13 protein-coding genes and 1 tRNA gene are annotated in these 16691 nt (G+C 39.0%); 5 read left to right on the top strand and 9 right to left on the bottom strand.

All coding sequences use genetic code 11. From position 1 onward, the window contains the following. Positions 1 to 22: 22 nt before the first annotated feature. The 5 genes from IJ00_RS20765 to IJ00_RS20785 all read right to left on the bottom strand — a co-directional run bounded on the left by IJ00_RS20765 (position 23) and on the right by IJ00_RS20785 (position 4905). Positions 23 to 595 (bottom strand): peroxiredoxin, encoded by a 573-nt coding sequence (locus IJ00_RS20765; protein WP_035156258.1) that lies wholly within the window; start codon positions 593 to 595, stop codon positions 23 to 25. Between the two features lie 125 nt (positions 596 to 720). Then, a complete protein-coding gene (locus tag IJ00_RS20770; RefSeq protein ID WP_082127370.1) occupies positions 721 to 1545 on the bottom strand; it encodes a sugar phosphate nucleotidyltransferase in 825 nt (274 codons plus the stop codon). Next, on the bottom strand, positions 1526 to 2425 hold the full coding sequence (locus IJ00_RS20775; protein ID WP_046814883.1) for an ABC transporter permease: 900 nt from the start codon (positions 2423 to 2425) through the stop codon (positions 1526 to 1528). The genes IJ00_RS20770 and IJ00_RS20775 overlap by 20 nt, the downstream gene beginning before the upstream one ends. A 255-nt stretch (positions 2426 to 2680) precedes the next feature. Continuing rightward, entirely contained in the window at positions 2681 to 3769 is a 1089-nt protein-coding gene (locus IJ00_RS20780) for a spermidine/putrescine ABC transporter substrate-binding protein (RefSeq protein ID WP_035156261.1), read from the bottom strand. A gap of 5 nt (positions 3770 to 3774) precedes the next feature. Next, entirely contained in the window at positions 3775 to 4905 is a 1131-nt protein-coding gene (locus IJ00_RS20785; protein WP_046814884.1) for an ABC transporter ATP-binding protein, read from the bottom strand. Positions 4906 to 5242: 337 nt separating this feature from the next. Here IJ00_RS20785 and mrdA point away from each other — a divergent pair, with 337 nt between their 5' ends. From mrdA to IJ00_RS29735, 3 genes are all read left to right on the top strand, one after another. After that, a complete protein-coding gene (gene mrdA, locus IJ00_RS20790) occupies positions 5243 to 7072 on the top strand; it encodes a penicillin-binding protein 2 (RefSeq protein ID WP_035156263.1) in 1830 nt (609 codons plus the stop codon). Positions 7073 to 7415: 343 nt separating this feature from the next. Continuing rightward, positions 7416 to 7487 (top strand) — tRNA-Cys (locus IJ00_RS20795). Positions 7488 to 7798: 311 nt separating this feature from the next. Continuing rightward, positions 7799 to 10774 carry an AAA-like domain-containing protein gene (locus IJ00_RS29735; protein ID WP_238178375.1) on the top strand — a complete coding sequence of 992 codons (2976 nt, stop codon included), beginning with the start codon at positions 7799 to 7801 and terminating at the stop codon, positions 10772 to 10774. A gap of 254 nt (positions 10775 to 11028) precedes the next feature. Here IJ00_RS29735 and IJ00_RS28500 read toward each other — a convergent pair whose 3' ends face one another. The 3 genes from IJ00_RS28500 to IJ00_RS20810 are packed head-to-tail and all read right to left on the bottom strand — an operon-like array spanning position 11029 to position 11820. After that, positions 11029 to 11331, bottom strand: a complete 303-nt coding sequence (locus tag IJ00_RS28500) for a hypothetical protein (RefSeq protein ID WP_144416065.1) — start codon at positions 11329 to 11331, stop codon at positions 11029 to 11031. Further along, the gene (locus tag IJ00_RS20805; RefSeq protein ID WP_201782643.1) at positions 11285 to 11563 is read right to left on the bottom strand and encodes a BrnA antitoxin family protein; all 279 of its coding nucleotides are present in this window, start codon (positions 11561 to 11563) and stop codon (positions 11285 to 11287) included. The genes IJ00_RS28500 and IJ00_RS20805 overlap by 47 nt, the downstream gene beginning before the upstream one ends. A 59-nt stretch (positions 11564 to 11622) precedes the next feature. Continuing rightward, complete coding sequence (locus tag IJ00_RS20810) at positions 11623 to 11820, bottom strand: BrnT family toxin (protein ID WP_238178376.1); 198 nt, start codon at positions 11818 to 11820, stop codon at positions 11623 to 11625. Positions 11821 to 12024: 204 nt separating this feature from the next. On the opposite strand from IJ00_RS20810, the gene IJ00_RS29215 reads away from it, so the two are divergent. Together IJ00_RS29215 and IJ00_RS20815 are read left to right on the top strand one after the other, a co-directional pair. Next, positions 12025 to 12162, top strand: coding sequence for a hypothetical protein (locus IJ00_RS29215; RefSeq protein ID WP_168163512.1), 138 nt, complete (start codon positions 12025 to 12027; stop codon positions 12160 to 12162). 630 nt (positions 12163 to 12792) lie between these two features. Then, positions 12793 to 14412: an AAA-like domain-containing protein gene (locus IJ00_RS20815; RefSeq protein WP_035156271.1), complete on the top strand. Its 1620-nt coding sequence runs from the start codon at positions 12793 to 12795 to the stop codon at positions 14410 to 14412. 237 nt (positions 14413 to 14649) lie between these two features. On the opposite strand, the gene IJ00_RS20820 is transcribed toward IJ00_RS20815, so the two are convergent. Then, entirely contained in the window at positions 14650 to 16377 is a 1728-nt protein-coding gene (locus IJ00_RS20820) for an ABC transporter ATP-binding protein (protein WP_035156276.1), read from the bottom strand. Between the last annotated feature and the right edge of the window lie 314 nt (positions 16378 to 16691).

The following is a 16691-nucleotide window of genomic DNA, read 5'->3' on the forward strand; positions in this document are numbered from 1 at the left end:
GCGAGAGAATTGTGATTAAAAACTAACCAATAAAGCTCAAACGAGGTGCAACCTCAGAGGAGCGAGGAACACCTTTCAAGTAAGCAAGCACCGTATCTGCATCGGAAACCTCAAAGGGATCGGTGGGACAGTTATCTTCATAACCTGGCTCTACAAACATTTTTTCAATTTCACAGTTGTTAACAACCATGGCATAGCGCCAAGAACGCATCCCAAAACCAATATTAGATTTATCAACTAACATCCCCATTTTGCGAGTGAATTCACCACTACCATCTGGTAGGAGGAAGACATTTTTTGCACCCTGTTGTTTACCCCACTGAAACATCACAAAAGCATCATTGACTGAAAGACAAATAATCTGATCGATTCCCTGGGCTTTAAATTCCTCGTATAGTTCTTCATAGCGAGGCAAATGAGTAGAAGAACAGGTGGGAGTAAATGCTCCAGGAAGAGCAAATAAAACAATGCGCTTGCCAGCAAAAATTTCTTGGGTAGTTCTATCTTGCCAACGGAAAGGATTAGGTCCTCCGACGGACTCATCACGGACACGAGTCTTAAATACTACATCGGGAACGCGATTAACCATAGCCATAAATACCTCTTTATGTAAATTGCAGACTAGAAATTGGTGGTGGGGCAAAAATCATGTAAATCAAAAATAATTATAGTTGAGGAATTACTTCCTGGACTTGATAATTTATGATTCCTCAAAACAAATCAAGCAATGATACTAAATTTTTGTACTGCCTGTAGCAAATCATCTGGTGTACCAATATCTAAATAGCTACCATCAATAAAAACTTCTGCCTCTACTTTTAAGCCATGGGTGATTGCAGCTTTAATTACATCTCCAATGGGAATTTCTGGCATTTGTGGCAGATTATTTTGTTGTTTGATGGGGATGAGATAATTATGTAAAAACTCAGTAAAACTAGGTTGCCAAACTGCTATACCCCACATATATTTTAAATTTGTTTCCTTGGGTTTCTCAATGATTTGTCTTACTTTTCCCCTTTCATCAAAATCAACCATTCCGGCTTTTTGGGGTTTGTCTGTGGGAAATAAACCCAGGACAATATCGACTTGATTTGTTGTTAAACGTTGTAAAATTTTGGTATAGGCATTCTCTGGTTGAAATAGAATATCAGGAAATCCCAGGGCAACAATTTTATCTTGAATAAATGTATAGGCTTGGTCTAGGGTAAAGGGTACACCATAGGGTAAATTCATGATTAAATAGCCGATATTCATGTCAATGATGGAGCCATCACCAAAGTATCCAGGAATATCCCATTTCCCTGGACGGAGAATAAAATAGGTATTTTGAATGCCTGCCAAGCGCATTTTTTCTAATAAATACTGACTGACAACTTTGGGACGATAACGAGAGGTTTCACCAAAGTCTTGAAAACCAATGGGATATAATTCTTTACTCAGGGGTAGGGGGGAAATTCTCGTAGCTTGTCCACCAGCTGGTAGTAGTCCGACAACTTGCATATTTCCTGGGGTTGTTGATGGATGATTATTGTTTTGGTGTCGCATTACTGAATTTAATAGAAAGAGCGATCGCCACACTTACCACAAAAATTAACGTCATACTTAAAGCTGAACCAAAACCCCAATTCTGAGTTGCACCGAGAAATTGGTTATAAATTAACCGTGCTGCTGTCATACTTGTAGCACCTCCGAGTAATTCCGGATTCACAAAGTCGCCTAAAGCACTAATAAATACTAAAAAAGACCCGGCAGTAATCCCTGTAAAGGTTTGGGGAATGGTAATTTGCCAAAATACTTGTATCGGATTTGCTCCTAAGTCTGCTGCTGCTTCCAACAAGCGCTGATCTAATTTCTCGAATGCTGCGTATAAAATTAGCACCATGTAGGGCAGCATACTATAACTCATGCCAATTAATACTGCTGCATCTTGGTGAAGCATATCCACCGCAGGGAAACCAAGACTAGTGAGAATCGTGTTGATTAAACCCGTAGGACGAAGGATAGTAATCCAGGCATAGGAACGTAACAATGAAGAAGTCCAAAATGGTAAAATAAAACCTAATAGCAGCAAATTTTGCCATTTTTTAGGTGCTATCTGAGTCATCCAGTAAACTACGGGTAAGCCTAGAAGTAGACAAATCATAGTTGTACTCATCGACAAAAATAGCGATCGCCAAATTACCCGCAAAAATAAAGGGTCAAGAATTTTTATATAATTATCAATACCAGTAGGAATAACTAAATCCCCTGGACGAATATTGGGAACTAAGCTTAATTCCAAAATTATCAGTGTGGGTAGCACTAGTAATAATAAAAACCAAATTCCCGCAGGTGATAGCAGTAATAGAGGTTGTATCCAGTTAATCCGATGACGACGGAGTTTTGGGATAGGAATGACGGGAGAAGGAGAAATTTGGGTAGACACAGGATTTTATGGTATGGGAATATAGAAAAATAATTATATTTTATTGCACTTTTCTGACTGCTTTTGCCAGGGAGATAAATATTTAAAAATCACCTAGGAACAACACATTTACGTCATTGCGATATAGGAAAGTAATTTCCAAGTCTTGTTCTCTCACGATTTTTGTGTAAGTCTGAATATTATCTAGTTGCCGATTGATAATGATTTTTATCCCACCGATAAACTAATCATAATTGTTCAAGTCTCGAGATAAGATTAACTACTGGTCAATTCATTCCAGTAACGCTCATATATTTCCTGGATTTTTTTATCAATTGGAGAAATTCTTTCACATTTCTGTACGATTTCATCTGAAGGAAACAACATCTGATTATTTTGCAACTTGGTTGGTAATTGGGCAAAGGTAGCAGCATTTGGAGTTGCCACACCGAGATTTTTCGTAATCTCAGCAGCAGTTCTTGGTTCTAGTATCCAGTTAATCCAAGCATAAGCACCATCAGGGTTAGGAGCAGTTTTGGGAATTACTAAAGTATCAGTCCATAGGGATGAACCTGTTTTGGGAATCACATATTTAAAACGGGGATTTTCGGCGGCAATTTTGACTGCATCAACGGAATAACACATGGCAATCAGTAAATCACCAGAGAGTAGCTGATTTTTCCATGCATCCGTGGTAAAAGTGGCGATCGCGGGTTTTAAAATCTTCAGTTTCTCGTATGCTTGTTTAATTTCTGACTCCTGAAGAGAGTTATAGGAATATCCCAACATTTTCAGGACTCCGCCAAATACTTCTCTGGTATCATTCATTAAAGTAATTTGGCGATTTAATTTATCTTGATTTTGCCAGAGGTATTCCCAACTATCAGGAGGATTAGGGAGTTTCTCAGAATTGAAAATAAAACCTGTAGTTCCCCAACTAAAGGGAATGCTATGGCGATTATTGGGGTCATAACTAGGATTTTGAAACACAGGTAAGAGGTTGTCTAATCCCTGAATTTTCTCATGATTAATTTCTGCCAATAAATCCAGATTTACCATCTTTCTAACAGCATAATCAGAGGGATAAATCACACTATAAGCACTTCCTCCCCCCGCTTGTACCTTATTCAGCATGGTTTCATTGGAATCTAAAACATCAGCAAAAATTTTGATGCCACTTTCAGTACTAAAGTTTTTTAATAATTCCTGATTCGTATATTGTTCCCAGGTATAAATATATAGCTTGTCCCGCACACCTTGAAGATTAGATGTTGCCCGAACATTAGCTAATTTCCAACCGCAGCTAGTTAGAGATAAACTAGAAGCAGCGACAACCCCTGTTAATAATTTTCTTCTGGTAATCATTTTTCTCAGTCAATCCCTAAAGCCAAACCATCATTTTCTGCCCACCAAGCATAAATTGGTGTATCTGCATCAGGTAAACTACCAAAAGTATTTGGTTGCATCACTGTCAGATTAACCCCATTTGCTAACGCCACAATATAGTTAACATGAGTTCCTAAATACATGACATTAACTAAGTGTCCTTCATAACAATTAGTCACGATACTTGGTTGATATAAAGATAGTTGAATTTTTTCTGGTCGCACACTGACAACAACTGCTTTTCCTAATTCTGTTAGTGTCTCATGATTACGCAGAATAATTATTTTCATCCCCTGTTGAGTCTCAATTTGAATATGAGTACCATCAACCTTGGTAATTTTACCGGAAAATAAATTCGTATCACCGATAAAATCTGCGACAAAAGCCGTCTGGGGTTGCTCATAGATTTGGCTAGGTGTACCAATTTGTTCCACCTTCCCTTGATTCATGACAGCAATGCGATCGCTCAAGGAAAGAGCCTCTTCTTGATCATGAGTCACCATGATAAAAGTCATACCCAATTCTTGGTGTAAATTGGCAAGCTCCATCTGCATTTCCTTGCGTAGCTTCAAATCTAGCGCCCCCAGGGGTTCATCTAAAAGTAACACTGCGGGACGATTTACCAATGCTCTCGCTAAAGCTACCCGTTGCTGTTGTCCCCCAGAAAGTTGAGCCGGAAAGCGCGATCGCAAACCCTCCATTTTCACCAAACACAAAGCTTCTTGTACCCGTTTTTCTAACTCCGCTCTGGGTATATTTTTTAACCTTAAACTAAAAGCAACATTTTCCCAAATATTCAAATGGTGAAATAGGGCATAACTTTGAAATACTGTGTTCACAGGACGACGGTAAGGGGGAACGTTAGTCATCGGTTTACCCTGAATCATCACCTTTCCCGCATCCGCAACCTCAAAACCTGCAACCAAGCGTAAAGTCGTAGTTTTACCACAACCGGAAGGTCCGAGAATGCTGAAAAACTCTCCTTGTTTTACTTGTAAATCGACTCCGTACACTGCTGGTTCTTGATTAAAAAATTTAAACACATTCAGCAGTTCCACATCTAGCGAGTCAAAAGTACCCATGTCCTCATGATTCACTGTCTCCATTTGAGTCATAATCCTAATAGAGAATAATCTAGTTGTAGATTGTTTTCTCCACCAATGTAGTCTATTTAGCAGAGTAAATAGTACATTTAGGCTGATTTTACTCGTCAACCATCAGGCAATTGCAGGGTAGATTTCCTTCCATCTCCAAAAGTCTCTAGACTAGGTTAGGGACTGAACCAGGGACTGTTATTCAGAATCCCCAATGATACCGGGCAAGGATTCAACTTCTACGTATATAGATAAGTGCTAACATCAAAGTCTTAAAAATTAACCCTGTGTTTGGAGTTTAAACTCCATCCTCAGCAAAATCTAAACCATACGATTATTTTTATTCATCCCCAATCAAATGACTTCATTCCGTTCCTTAAATAACAGCCTGCAAAAAACTGGACGAACCATTGGTAAGGGTTTACAACCCACATTTATCATCTTATTTACCCTACTCACCACCGCAGGTATTACTAGCCGTCTGATATATTTACAAGTTGTTCAAGGTTCCAAGCTGCGCCAACGTGCGGAATCTAATCGTGTGCGGATGATTCCTAAACAGCCAGAACGGGGGAATATTTTTGACCGCAATGGAAAATTACTAGCTACAACCAAATATCCTCATTCTGTATACCTTTGGCCCATGGCTCATACCAAACCATCTTGGTCTTTTGTTGGTCCACGTTTAGCCAAAATCCTGAATATCCCCCAAGAAGATATAGAAGAACTCCTGCAAAAGTCTGGCTCTAATTATTCTTCCCTTGTCAGAATTGCCCGTGACTTAAATATGGAGCAAATCACAGCTTTAAAAGAGTACGGCACTGAGTTACAGGACGTAGAAATTCATACTGAAGCTGTACGCTTTTACCCCCATGGCAAAGACCTCGCCCATGTTCTGGGTTACACCAGAGAACTCACCGCAGAACAGTTAGAAGACAAGAAAAAATTGGGCTACCGCTTGGGTGATGTCATTGGTCAAATGGGTGTGGAAAAATCCTATGAAAAGACCCTGAGGGGCGAATGGGGTGGTCAAAGAGTAGAAGTTGATGGAGCCGGTAGACCTCAAAAGGTTCTTGGGGAAAAGCAGGCAAAACCAGGTCAAGATTTACACTTAACCTTAGACCTAGATATACAAAAGGCTGCGGAAAAAGCACTGCAAGGTCGTGATGGTTCAATCATTGCTTTGGATCCCAATAATGGCTCTGTCTTGGCAATGGTTTCTCACCCAAACTTTGACCCCAATATTTTTTCTCAACAAAAACCTTCCCAAAAAGAGTTAGTCCGAGTCCTCACCGGAGCCAATCACCCCCTAGTAAATCGTGCCCTCAGCGTTTTTCCCCCAGCCAGTACCTTTAAAATTGTGACTACTACCGCCGGTATTGAGTCTGGTAAATTCTCACCAGGGACAATCTTACCGACCTATGGCTCGATGAATATTGGTGGAGTCACCTTTGGAGAATGGAACCATGCAGGTTTTGGTCCCCTGGGATTCACCGGAGCTATGGCTATGAGTAGTGATACTTTCTTTTATCAGATTGCTCGCGGTGTGGGAGGTCCGACCTTGATTGACTGGACACGTCGCTATGGATTTGGACAAAAAACAGGTTTTGAGTTTACTTCCGAAGAAGCCAGAGGCAATGTCCCAGATGAAAAATGGAAGCGTAGAGTCTGGAAAATGCCTTGGACTGTGGGCGATACGATTAATATGTCTATTGGACAAGGTGCCCTACAAACGACACCTCTACAAGTTGCTGTGATGTTCGCTGTACCTGCCAATGGTGGCTATCGTGTGCAACCTCACCTACTCAAAGATGATAGGGATGCCAAAAGTTGGCGCTCTTCCTTGAATCTGAAACCTGTAACCGTGAAGATTTTACGGGATGGACTGCGAAAGGTGATAACGGAAGGTACAGGAAAATCTTTAAATAAACCTACCGTTCCCCCCATGGCAGGGAAAAGTGGTACGGCAGAAGCTTGGAAATCCCGTGGTGTCAAGGCAAATCACACCTGGTTCGGAGCTTATGCACCTGCTGATAAACCGGAAATTTTGGTGGTTGCTTTTGCGGAACACTCCGGAGGTGGGGGTGGTAGTGTGACTGGTCCCATGGTGTTGCAGGTGATGGAGGAGTATTTTCAGAAAAAATATCCAGGGAAGTACCAAAAACCAGAGGTAGAGAAGAAGAATTAACTTTGCATAGTACTTGAATTGCGGGACAAGGGGGACAAGGGAGACAAGGGAGACAAGGGAGACAAGGGAGACAAGGGGGACAAGGGGGACAAGGGAGATAAGGGAGACAAGGGGGACAAGGGGGAGATATCCCTCAAATTAACCTTGACAGTGTACTACCCAAACAACATCAAAATTATCATTTTCCTGTAGGTGTAATTCCTGTAGAAGTGGAGAGACTTTCCCCAGGGTATTGCATCTACAGGATTTACCATGCAAGCCATACTATTGTTGACTAGTTAGCGCTTTTATGCTATTTTAGTAAAGGTCTATAATTGAAAAATAATTATAGTACTTTGAAAACGGCGCCATAGCCAAGTGGTAAGGCAGAGGTCTGCAAAACCTTTATCCCCCAGTTCGAATCTGGGTGGCGCCTTTAAATTTTATCCTTTCCCTAACTGTTTGTTATTGGTGGCAAGCTGATGTGGTTGCTTGTGCAAAATAATACTATATAAGAATATCTAAGTAAGTCGGTGAGAATAAACCTAACTATGTAACAGATTGTAAAATCGTCAAAACCGTTGCGATTGCTTCATTCCACTTCGTTTCATTCGCAATGACATAGCGTGAATTATTTAAGCCGTTCTACTTATTAAGCTACACTCCTAATGTGTATCAATAATGCTAATCCCCCATTTTGGAGAAGATTAGGAAGGGTTAAACTCTGTTTTTACATAGCATAAGACGATGAATATCCCTGTTGCTGAGGATTATCAATATCAATTTGGTGGTAGTCTTCCTGCTAATGCCTTGACCTATGTTACACGGAAAGCGGATACAGATTTATATCAAGCTTTGAAAGCTGGAGAATTTTGTTTTGTTTTGAACTCCCGACAGATGGGAAAATCTAGCTTGCGTGTACGGACAATGCAGAGGTTACAGGGTGAAGAAATTGCTTGTGTATCTATTGATTTGACGATAATTGGGACATCTGGGTTGAGTTCTGAGCAGTGGTATGCGGGAATTATTGATACTATTGCTAATAGTTTAAATTTAGGTGAGCAGTTTGATATAGATGCGTTGTGGTCAGAAAATTCTCGATTTTCTAATGTGCAAATTTTCGGTAAATTTATTGATAAAATCCTCCAATTAATCCCCACACAAATTGTTATTTTTATTGATGAAATTGATAGTACTATCAGCTTAGATTTTTCTGTTGATGATTTTTTTGCTTTAATTCGAGCTTTCTTTAATCAACGGGTTGATAATCCTGAATATCAACGTATTACCTTTGTGCTTTTGGGTGTGGCGACTCCTGCTGATTTAATTAAAGATAAAAATCGAACTCCTTTTAATATTGGTAAAGGGATTGAATTAACGGGGTTTGAATTTGACGAAGCTTTACCTTTAGTAACAGGGTTTTCTGCCCAAACTAATCATCCGGAAGCGGTGTTAAAAGCGATTTTGGATTGGACGGGAGGACAGCCATTTTTAACTCAGAAAATCTGTCAATTTGTCCGGCAAAGTGAAACGGTAATTCCCGATGGCGAAGAAGCAAATTTTGTCGAGAATTTAGTGAGAAGTCGGGTAATTGAGAATTGGGAATATGAGGATGAACCGGAACATTTTAGGACGATTCGGGATAGGATTTTAAAAAGAGATGACCAAAAAGCAGGATATTTATTAGATTTATATCAACAAATTTGGCATTTATCAGGAGTTGATACCGATAATAGTATCGAACAGAGCGATTTACAGTTAGCGGGAATTGTTGTTAAAAAAGAGAATAAGTTAAAAGTTTATAATCGGATTTATCACACTATTTTTGATAATCTTTGGATTGAGAAAACTTTAGCTACTTTACGTCCTTATGCCGAGAATTTTCGTCAGTGGGTATTAACAGGAAAACAGGACGAATCTAGGTTATTGCGGGGGAATGCTTTAGCAGAAGCAGAAATTTGGGCAAAGGATAAAGGTTTGGGTTTCCAAGATTTAGAATTTTTAGCTGCTAGTCGGAAATTAGCAAGAGAAGAGGAATTAGCAGAAACAGAAAGATTGGCAGAATTAGAAAGGGAAAGGAAGGAAAGAGAAGCTGCGGAAAAAGCGAGATTAATTGAAGCGGAAGCTAAACAAGAAGCTGAAAAGCAATTATCGATTGCAAAGAAAAGAATGACTTTTGGAACAGTAATTTTATTTATTACTTTAGGACTTGCTGCGTTATCATTCTTCGCTGCAATTATACAAGGCAGTAAAGCAATAATGGAGCAAAAAAAAGCTGAAGATGCTCAAAAAATAGCTAGCGATGAACAACAAAAAGCTAAAAATGCTAAGAGAAATTTAGCTAAAGTTAAACTTGAAAAAGACGATTTAGAATCACAAAAAACCAAATTAGCGCATGATGCTAAAAACTTACAAGAACAATTAAGTTTCAGAACGAGAGAATTAAAACAAAAAGCTCAAGAAATTAAGATTGTTGGGAAAAATTTTACAAATTTACAACAAAAGCAAAAAGAAATTCAAACGCAACTTAACAAAACACAAAACGACCTTGCCGTTGCTCAAAAACAAAAATATAAATCTAAAAAAGAAGTTGAACAAATAAAACAAAATATCGCTAAAATCACAGAGCTATCAGCAGTGGCTTCTCAACTACAACAACAATATTGGGATGAAGAAGCAAATCAATCTTTTAATATTGCAGGTTTAGTTTTGCAAGATAAAATTAAAAACCAAAAGCTAAAAGAGGCATTGTTAGATAGTTCTCTAGTTTTAGGATACGAATATTTAATTTCTTTAAATTATTATACTCGCAAAGACAAAGACAAACAGATAAAAGAACGAGAAAAAAAATATAAAATAGCTCAAGAAAATCTAAATATAAGTTGGAAAAATTTAAATTTGTCAGAATTAGAGAATCAATTTGATAATAGAAATCCTAGTTATTTAGCTACTTTAGTTTATATCTACTATGTTAAAGGTAAAATAGCAGAAAATTCAGATAAAGCTTTGGCTTTAAAAGATTATAAGAAGGCAGTTGAGAAATATGAGCGTCTCAAAACTCAGTTTAAATCTCCCATGGAATTATTTAAGTTAGACCTCAATATTCTATACAATGGTAATGCTGATATTGTTGCTGAACTTTATCATCAACTAAAAAAAATAGATAGCTCAAATACAGTTTATACTCAATCTTTAAAGGAACACTTGTTAAGTGAATTAGACTATTTGATGCGAGAAGGAATGTGGAGAAAAGCCGATTACAAAAATTGGCGGTTTCTTTCTACTTTCACCATGAGAAATAACTATTTAATAAGATTAGATGATGTCAAAAGCAAAAGGTTCTGTGATGATTTGAAGAAACTAGATAAGCTTTGGGTTAATAACTCTAAAGGTCATTTTGGTTACAGTGTCCAGAAAAAAATATATCTGAGTACGCGCAATTCTCTAGATTTTGATTGGGAGAAGGCAGAATGGAAAAATTGGAACGAAAATAGGTACAATGATTTTCTAGAAAGCGTGGGTTGGAAAGAAAAGGGGGATTGGATGAGATATGATAAATTACCCATGAACCTATTAGAAAGTAAGGTAGGTGAACTTCCTTCGCCTCCAGATGTCTATCATTTCTCTGGAGAAAGACCTTCGTCCTTACCTCAGCTCCCTGGTACTGTGAGATACGCGGGGACAAGAACGGAATTGGCTTACTCTGTTTTTACCTGTTTATAAATTGTGTAGCAGATAAGGCTTTCAGGTTATTATGAAGATTCTTGAAATGGACATTTCCCACGAAAGAATAAGGTTTTCAGAAATTCAATACCTGGCACCATACCAATTCGCAATTCGCAATTCGCAATTCGCAATTAAGAAATATAGATAATACCAAAATTCGCAATTAAGAAATCTAGACACATCAATCTGTTTCAGCCAAAAAAGACGCTTTTGGTGACAAATAGAGACACTACTCCCTTGTGCATCTCAAATTAGAGACTGAAATCTTTAAAAATACTCCCTGCAACTTGAGAATTGTGGTTGTAGGTTGAAGAATAAATGGCGATCGCTGTCTTTGTAGATTGATGAAATAATGCGCGATCGCTGTGGTTACAGGTTGAAGAATAAATGGTGATCGCTGTGGTTACAGGTTGAAGAATAAATGGCGATCGCTGTTGTTGTAGGTTGATGAAGAAATGCGCGATCGCTGTTGTTGTAGGTTGATGAAGTAATGCGCGATCGCTGTTGTTAGGATGATTGATGCATACTAGCAGCATTTTTCTGTGCTTCGGCATAAATTCGCAAAGCAGCAGCCATGTGTTGCTCTGCTTCCTCTCCTTTGGATTGAAACCAAGCTAGAGTCTCAGAATCAACACGAATAGCAACAGTAGCTAATGAAGAAGAAGACATCCGCAATTTGGCTTTTGCAAAAAACTCATCAGTAAGAGGTGGAATATCAGACGTATCAATATCCTCATCGGACATTGCATCGATTCTAGCCCAATCGGTTCTTGAGGTATTGCTCATAACGTCTCCTTTCATGTGAGAGAGCTTTTCTGAGTGAAATGATACGAATTGTTTTCTCGCTATATTTCAGTATAAATAAGCACAACTATACGTCCGTCTAAAATGCCAATCTCAATCAACCGATCCTCGCCATAATCGTAGCGCTCGTCAAGTTCAACAAGCATCGGCAAATCAAAGATCCGATGAGCATCTGCAAAATCGAAGCCATGCTTATTAATATTAACCTCATTTTTTCTTTCGTCCCACTCAAAGTTCATGAGCTAAACTCATCCCCACTAGAGCAAACCGCTACACGATATAACTATCGTCCTGCCGTTCTTTAATTTGGTAACGTAAATTAATCAAATGTTATTTTGATATACTTTTTTTATTATTTATAGTTTGATGAAGTAATGGGCGATCGCTGTCTTTGTGGGTTGATGAAATAATGGCGATCGCTGTGGTTGTAGGTTGATGAAGTAATGGGCGATCGCTGTAGTTATAGGTTGGAGAATAAATGGCGATCGCTGTGGTTGCGGGTTGATGAAGTAATGCGCGATCGCTGTTGTTGTAGGTTGATGAATGAATGGCGATCGCTGTGGTTACAGGTTGAAGAATAAATGGCGATCGCTGTGGTTGTGGGTTGATGAAGTAATGCGCGATCGCTGTCTTTGCAGGTTGATGAAGTTAGGCGCGATCGCTGTGGTTGTGGGTTGATGAAGTAATGCGCGATCGCTGTAGTTATAGGTTGGAGAATAAATGGCGATCGCTGTGGTTGCGGGTTGATGAAATAATGGCGATCGCTGCCTTTGTGGGTTGAGGAAATAATGGCGATCGCAGTGGTTGTAGGTTGATGAAGTTAGGGGCGATCGCTGTGGTTGTGGGTTGATGAAGTAATGCGCGATCGCTGTCTTTGTGGGTTGATGAATGAATAAGTAAGTCGGTGAGAATAAACCTAACTATGTAACAGATTGTAAAATCGTCAAAATCGTTGCGATTGCTTCATTCCACTTCGTTTCATTCGCAATGACATAGCGTGAATTATTTAAGCCGTTCTACTTATCTGGTTACCATGCTCTGCGTGGTAACCCAGTTTTGAAGGCTCTGCCTTCATTCACGAGGCAGGAGCCTCGCAGATTATGCTCCCACGCGGAGCATGGGAGCTAGGGATTGGTCGAAAATTCTAATTTAGCAGCGCATTAAAAAGCAAATACTTAGATAATAATGAATAAGTTTATATTAATTCCTGTATGAAACGTAAAAAGATTTTAATTTTAACTGCGAATCCTACTAATACCCAACCATTACGTTTAAGTGAAGAAGTCAGAGAAATTAAAAGTGCTTGGGAGCGTTCATTAAGAAGAGAAGAATTTGAAATTATCGTTGAAGAAGCTGTACGTCCAAAAGAATTACGTCGGGCTTTATTAACTCATAAACCTCAAATAATTCACTTTTCTGGACATGGTGATGGTGAACAGGGATTGATTTTAATGGGTGACTATGGGAAAGGTGTGTTTGTGACACCTGATGCCCTATCGCGGTTTTTTAAAGCTATAAAAGATATTTTTATGATTGAAACTGTTTTATTTAATGCCTGTTATTCCGAAGTGCAAGCTGATAGTATTTATCCATATATTAATTACATTATCGGCATGAAGAAAGCAATTGGAGATGCCGCCGCTATACAATTTTCGATTGGTTTTTACGATACGCTTTTTAATGGAGAATCTATTGAAAATGCTTTTGCTTTGGGTTGCAATGCTATAGAATTAGAAAATATTTCTGAACATTTAACACCCATTATTCGTAAAAATCACCTTATTTCAAATCCTATTACCCCACAATCTCAAACTTCAGTTATTTTTGATAATATCGATGGTCAAGTTCCCTTGAATTCTTCCTTTTATATTGAGCGTCCAGAGGTAGAAAATAAATGTTATGAATCTATCGTGCAACCTGGGGCATTAATCCGTATCAAAGCTCCGCGCAAGATGGGTAAAACTTCTTTGATGAGTCGCATTCTTTCCCATGGCAAAAAGCAGGGCTATCACACAGCTTTGATGAATTTGTGGAGTAAGGAAAATCTCACGGATATCAATACTTTTTTACAGGGCTTTTGTGCCATTGTCAGTGAAGAATTAGGAGTGGAAGAACAAATAGATAAATATTGGACTAAACGCTTAAGTAGTCAAATCAACTGCACGAATTATTTTAAAAAGTATTTATTAAAAGCTATTGAAACTCCCCTAGTATTAGGCTTAGATGATATTGACCAGATTTTTCCTTATACTTTGATTGCTCAAGAGTTCTTTGCCTTGTTGCGAGCTTGGCATGAGAATGGAAAGAATGAAGAAATTTGGCAAAAATTACGCTTAGTTATCGCTCATTCTCAGGAAGTTTATGTTTCTTTAAAATTTAATCAATCACCCTTTAATGTGGGTTTATCTATTGATGTTGGAGAATTTAATGCTACACAAGTACAGGAATTAATTCAGCGACATGGATTAAATTTTTCAGAAGTAGAGAGAGAGCAATTAAGGGGAATGGTTGACGGTCATCCTTATTTATTAAGAACTGCTCTCTATCAAATTGCTAAGGGTAATTTATGTTTAGAACAATTTTTGCAGGTTGCGCCAACTGACGAAGGATTATTTGGAGATTTTTTATATCATTATCTCTTGCTTTTGGAAGATGATAGATTGTTGAAAATGGCAATGCAGGAAGTAATTAATAGTGATGTTCCTGTTAAATTAGATTCTGTACAAGCTTTTAAGTTGCGTAGTATGGGGTTGATTGAATTTAAAGGAAATGAAGTGCAATCGCTTTGTAATTTATATCGTCTTTATTTTCGAGGACACTTGTCTGATTGATGAGATGATGTTTGGAAAGTCTCCTCGTGGGTGAAAATGCTTTGGATCCCCCTAAATCCCCCTTAAAAAGGGGGACTTCAAGAAATGAGTTTTTTTGCTTGAAAATTGGAACTTCAAGAAATGAGCCTTTCTGGTTGGAAAGTGGGTAAAAATGGCTGAGGAATCTAAATTTAATAACCTGTAACTATGATTGAGTTTGGAAGGGTGTGTTACTACTTTTTGGGGATAGGAAAAAGATTAAAGGTTAAATTGTTGGGTGTAGAATTTGGCATAGCGTTGGGAAAGTGCTAGTAATTCTTCGTGGGTTCCTGACTCAACAATTTGCCCTGCTTCTAAAACGAGAATGCGATCGCACTTCCTGACTGTGGATAATCTATGGGCAATAATAAAGACTGTACGTCCTTGCATTAATCTTTCTAAAGCTTGTTGTACCAGAGCTTCGGATTCGGAATCTAAAGCTGATGTGGCTTCGTCTAGGATTAATATTCTCGGATTCAATAAGACTGCACGAGCGATCGCCACTCTTTGTCTTTGCCCCCCGGAAAGATTTACTCCCCTTTCCCCTACCCAAGTTTGATACCCTTCTGGTAATTGACTGATGAATTGGTGAGCGTTGGCAATTTTCGCTGCTGCTTCTACGTCTGCCATTTCGTAATATTCTTGCCCAAAGGCAATATTTTGGGCGATGGTTCCGGAAAATATTGTGGTTTCCTGGGGAACAATACCTATCTGTCTGCGTAAACTATTTAACGTAACATCACGAATATCTATGCCATCAACCAATATTTCACCGTTTTCTGGGTCATAAAACCGAGGTAATAAATTTACAAAGGTGGTTTTACCTGCACCGGAAGCACCTACAAGGGCGATCGCCTCTCCTGGAAGGGCAATTAAATTAATCTGTTTGAGGGTTGTTTCTCCTGGTTGATAGGCAAAGGATACCTGACGATATTCTACTTTTCCTTGTACGGGAGGAAGTATCTTGGCATCGGTTTTTTCGGCTACCATGGGTTGAATTGTGAATAATTCAAATACCCGATCTACAGATGCTTCTCCTTGTTTAAACTCGTTATAGTTATTGGTGACGTGACCGATGGGATCAATTAAAGATGCGCCGGCGGCTAAATAACTAAAGAATTCTCCCACTGTGAGATTGTTTTGGGAGATTTGCCAACCTCCGACAAATAGGAGAGTTAACACACTTACTGCTTCTAGAAATCCGATAATTGGGATTTGAATGGCTTTGAGTCTTTCTAGGGAGTATTTTGCTTGTAAGGTGCGCTCTGCTTCTCGACTAAAACGAGAGATTTCATAGTTTTCCGCAGCGAATGCTTGAATAATCCGAATACCACTAAAGACTTCTGTGAGAATTGCCGACAAATCAGAAACTCGGTTTTGACTGCGACGAGAATACTTTTGTAATTTTTCCCCAAACCATCCAATTAATATCCCCATCACCGGTGCAACTATTACCGTTGCTAGGGTAAGCTGCCAATTCAAGTAAATCATGTAGATGGGAATGGCAATTAGTTGCAAAACACAGGGGACAAAATCATGGAATAATTTATGGACTACTTCCCCGACGCGATCGACATCTTCGGTGATACGGTAAGATAAATCACCCGCCTTTGCCGTTGCAAAGTAACTGAGGTCGAGTTTCTGTAAATGGCTATATACTTGCTTTCTTAAGGAATAGGCAACCCGTAAAGCTGCCTTTGCCATGAAAATATCTTGTATCGCTTGAAACACGCCCCGCGTCAGAAATACTGCTCCTAAAGTTGCCCCAAGTTGGGCGATCGCTGCCACATCACCTTTACCAAAGGGTGCAGAAAGTTTCCCGGCAAAATTAATCAGAGTCAGGGTAGCAATTACATAACCGATAATGCCAATAAAACCCTTGACAATATTGAACCATTGCGGGCGAATATAGGGTAGAAGCTGCCAGTAATTAGACCGAGTTTTCAAGCTGATACGTCCACGAAATAATCATTCCTCTGTTAGACGTTACCAGCTTTTGGGAGTTTCTGAATGTTAAATAATGAGTAATGAGTAGTTTGTTGGATGGGCTAGGGATAGCGTAACCCCCGCAGGGGTTAGATTTCATGCTGCAATTGAACCTACCTCCCTGCTCCCCTAGTAGTCTGTCAAGTTTGAATTGGGGGACAAGGGAGACAAGGGGGACAAGGGGGAAATATCCCTCAAATTAACCTTGACAGTCTACTAGGGCTAAATTAAAAGTATTCAACTGGGATTAAAATAGTAATTAAAGTCCTATAGAA

The sequence above is a fragment of the Calothrix sp. 336/3 genome (assembly GCF_000734895.2).
GTDB lineage: Bacteria > Cyanobacteriota > Cyanobacteriia > Cyanobacteriales > Nostocaceae > 336-3.

Bases quoted from the DNA above. Each gene is read 5' to 3' on its own strand.
- IJ00_RS20765 (WP_035156258.1), bottom strand. From the start codon at position 595: ATGGCTATGGTTAATCGCGTTCCCGATGTAGTATTTAAGACTCGTGTC.
- IJ00_RS20770 (WP_082127370.1), bottom strand. From the start codon at position 1,545: ATGCGACACCAAAACAATAATCATCCATCAACAACCCCAGGAAATATG.
- IJ00_RS20780 (WP_035156261.1), bottom strand. From the start codon at position 3,769: ATGATTACCAGAAGAAAATTATTAACAGGGGTTGTCGCTGCTTCTAGT.
- IJ00_RS20785 (WP_046814884.1), bottom strand. From the start codon at position 4,905: ATGACTCAAATGGAGACAGTGAATCATGAGGACATGGGTACTTTTGAC.
- mrdA (WP_035156263.1), top strand. From the start codon at position 5,243: ATGACTTCATTCCGTTCCTTAAATAACAGCCTGCAAAAAACTGGACGA.
- IJ00_RS29735 (WP_238178375.1), top strand. From the start codon at position 7,799: ATGAATATCCCTGTTGCTGAGGATTATCAATATCAATTTGGTGGTAGT.
- IJ00_RS28500 (WP_144416065.1), bottom strand. From the start codon at position 11,331: ATGCCGAAGCACAGAAAAATGCTGCTAGTATGCATCAATCATCCTAAC.
- IJ00_RS20805 (WP_201782643.1), bottom strand. From the start codon at position 11,563: ATGAGCAATACCTCAAGAACCGATTGGGCTAGAATCGATGCAATGTCC.
- IJ00_RS20810 (WP_238178376.1), bottom strand. From the start codon at position 11,820: ATGAACTTTGAGTGGGACGAAAGAAAAAATGAGGTTAATATTAATAAG.
- IJ00_RS29215 (WP_168163512.1), top strand. From the start codon at position 12,025: ATGGGCGATCGCTGTAGTTATAGGTTGGAGAATAAATGGCGATCGCTG.
- IJ00_RS20815 (WP_035156271.1), top strand. From the start codon at position 12,793: ATGAAACGTAAAAAGATTTTAATTTTAACTGCGAATCCTACTAATACC.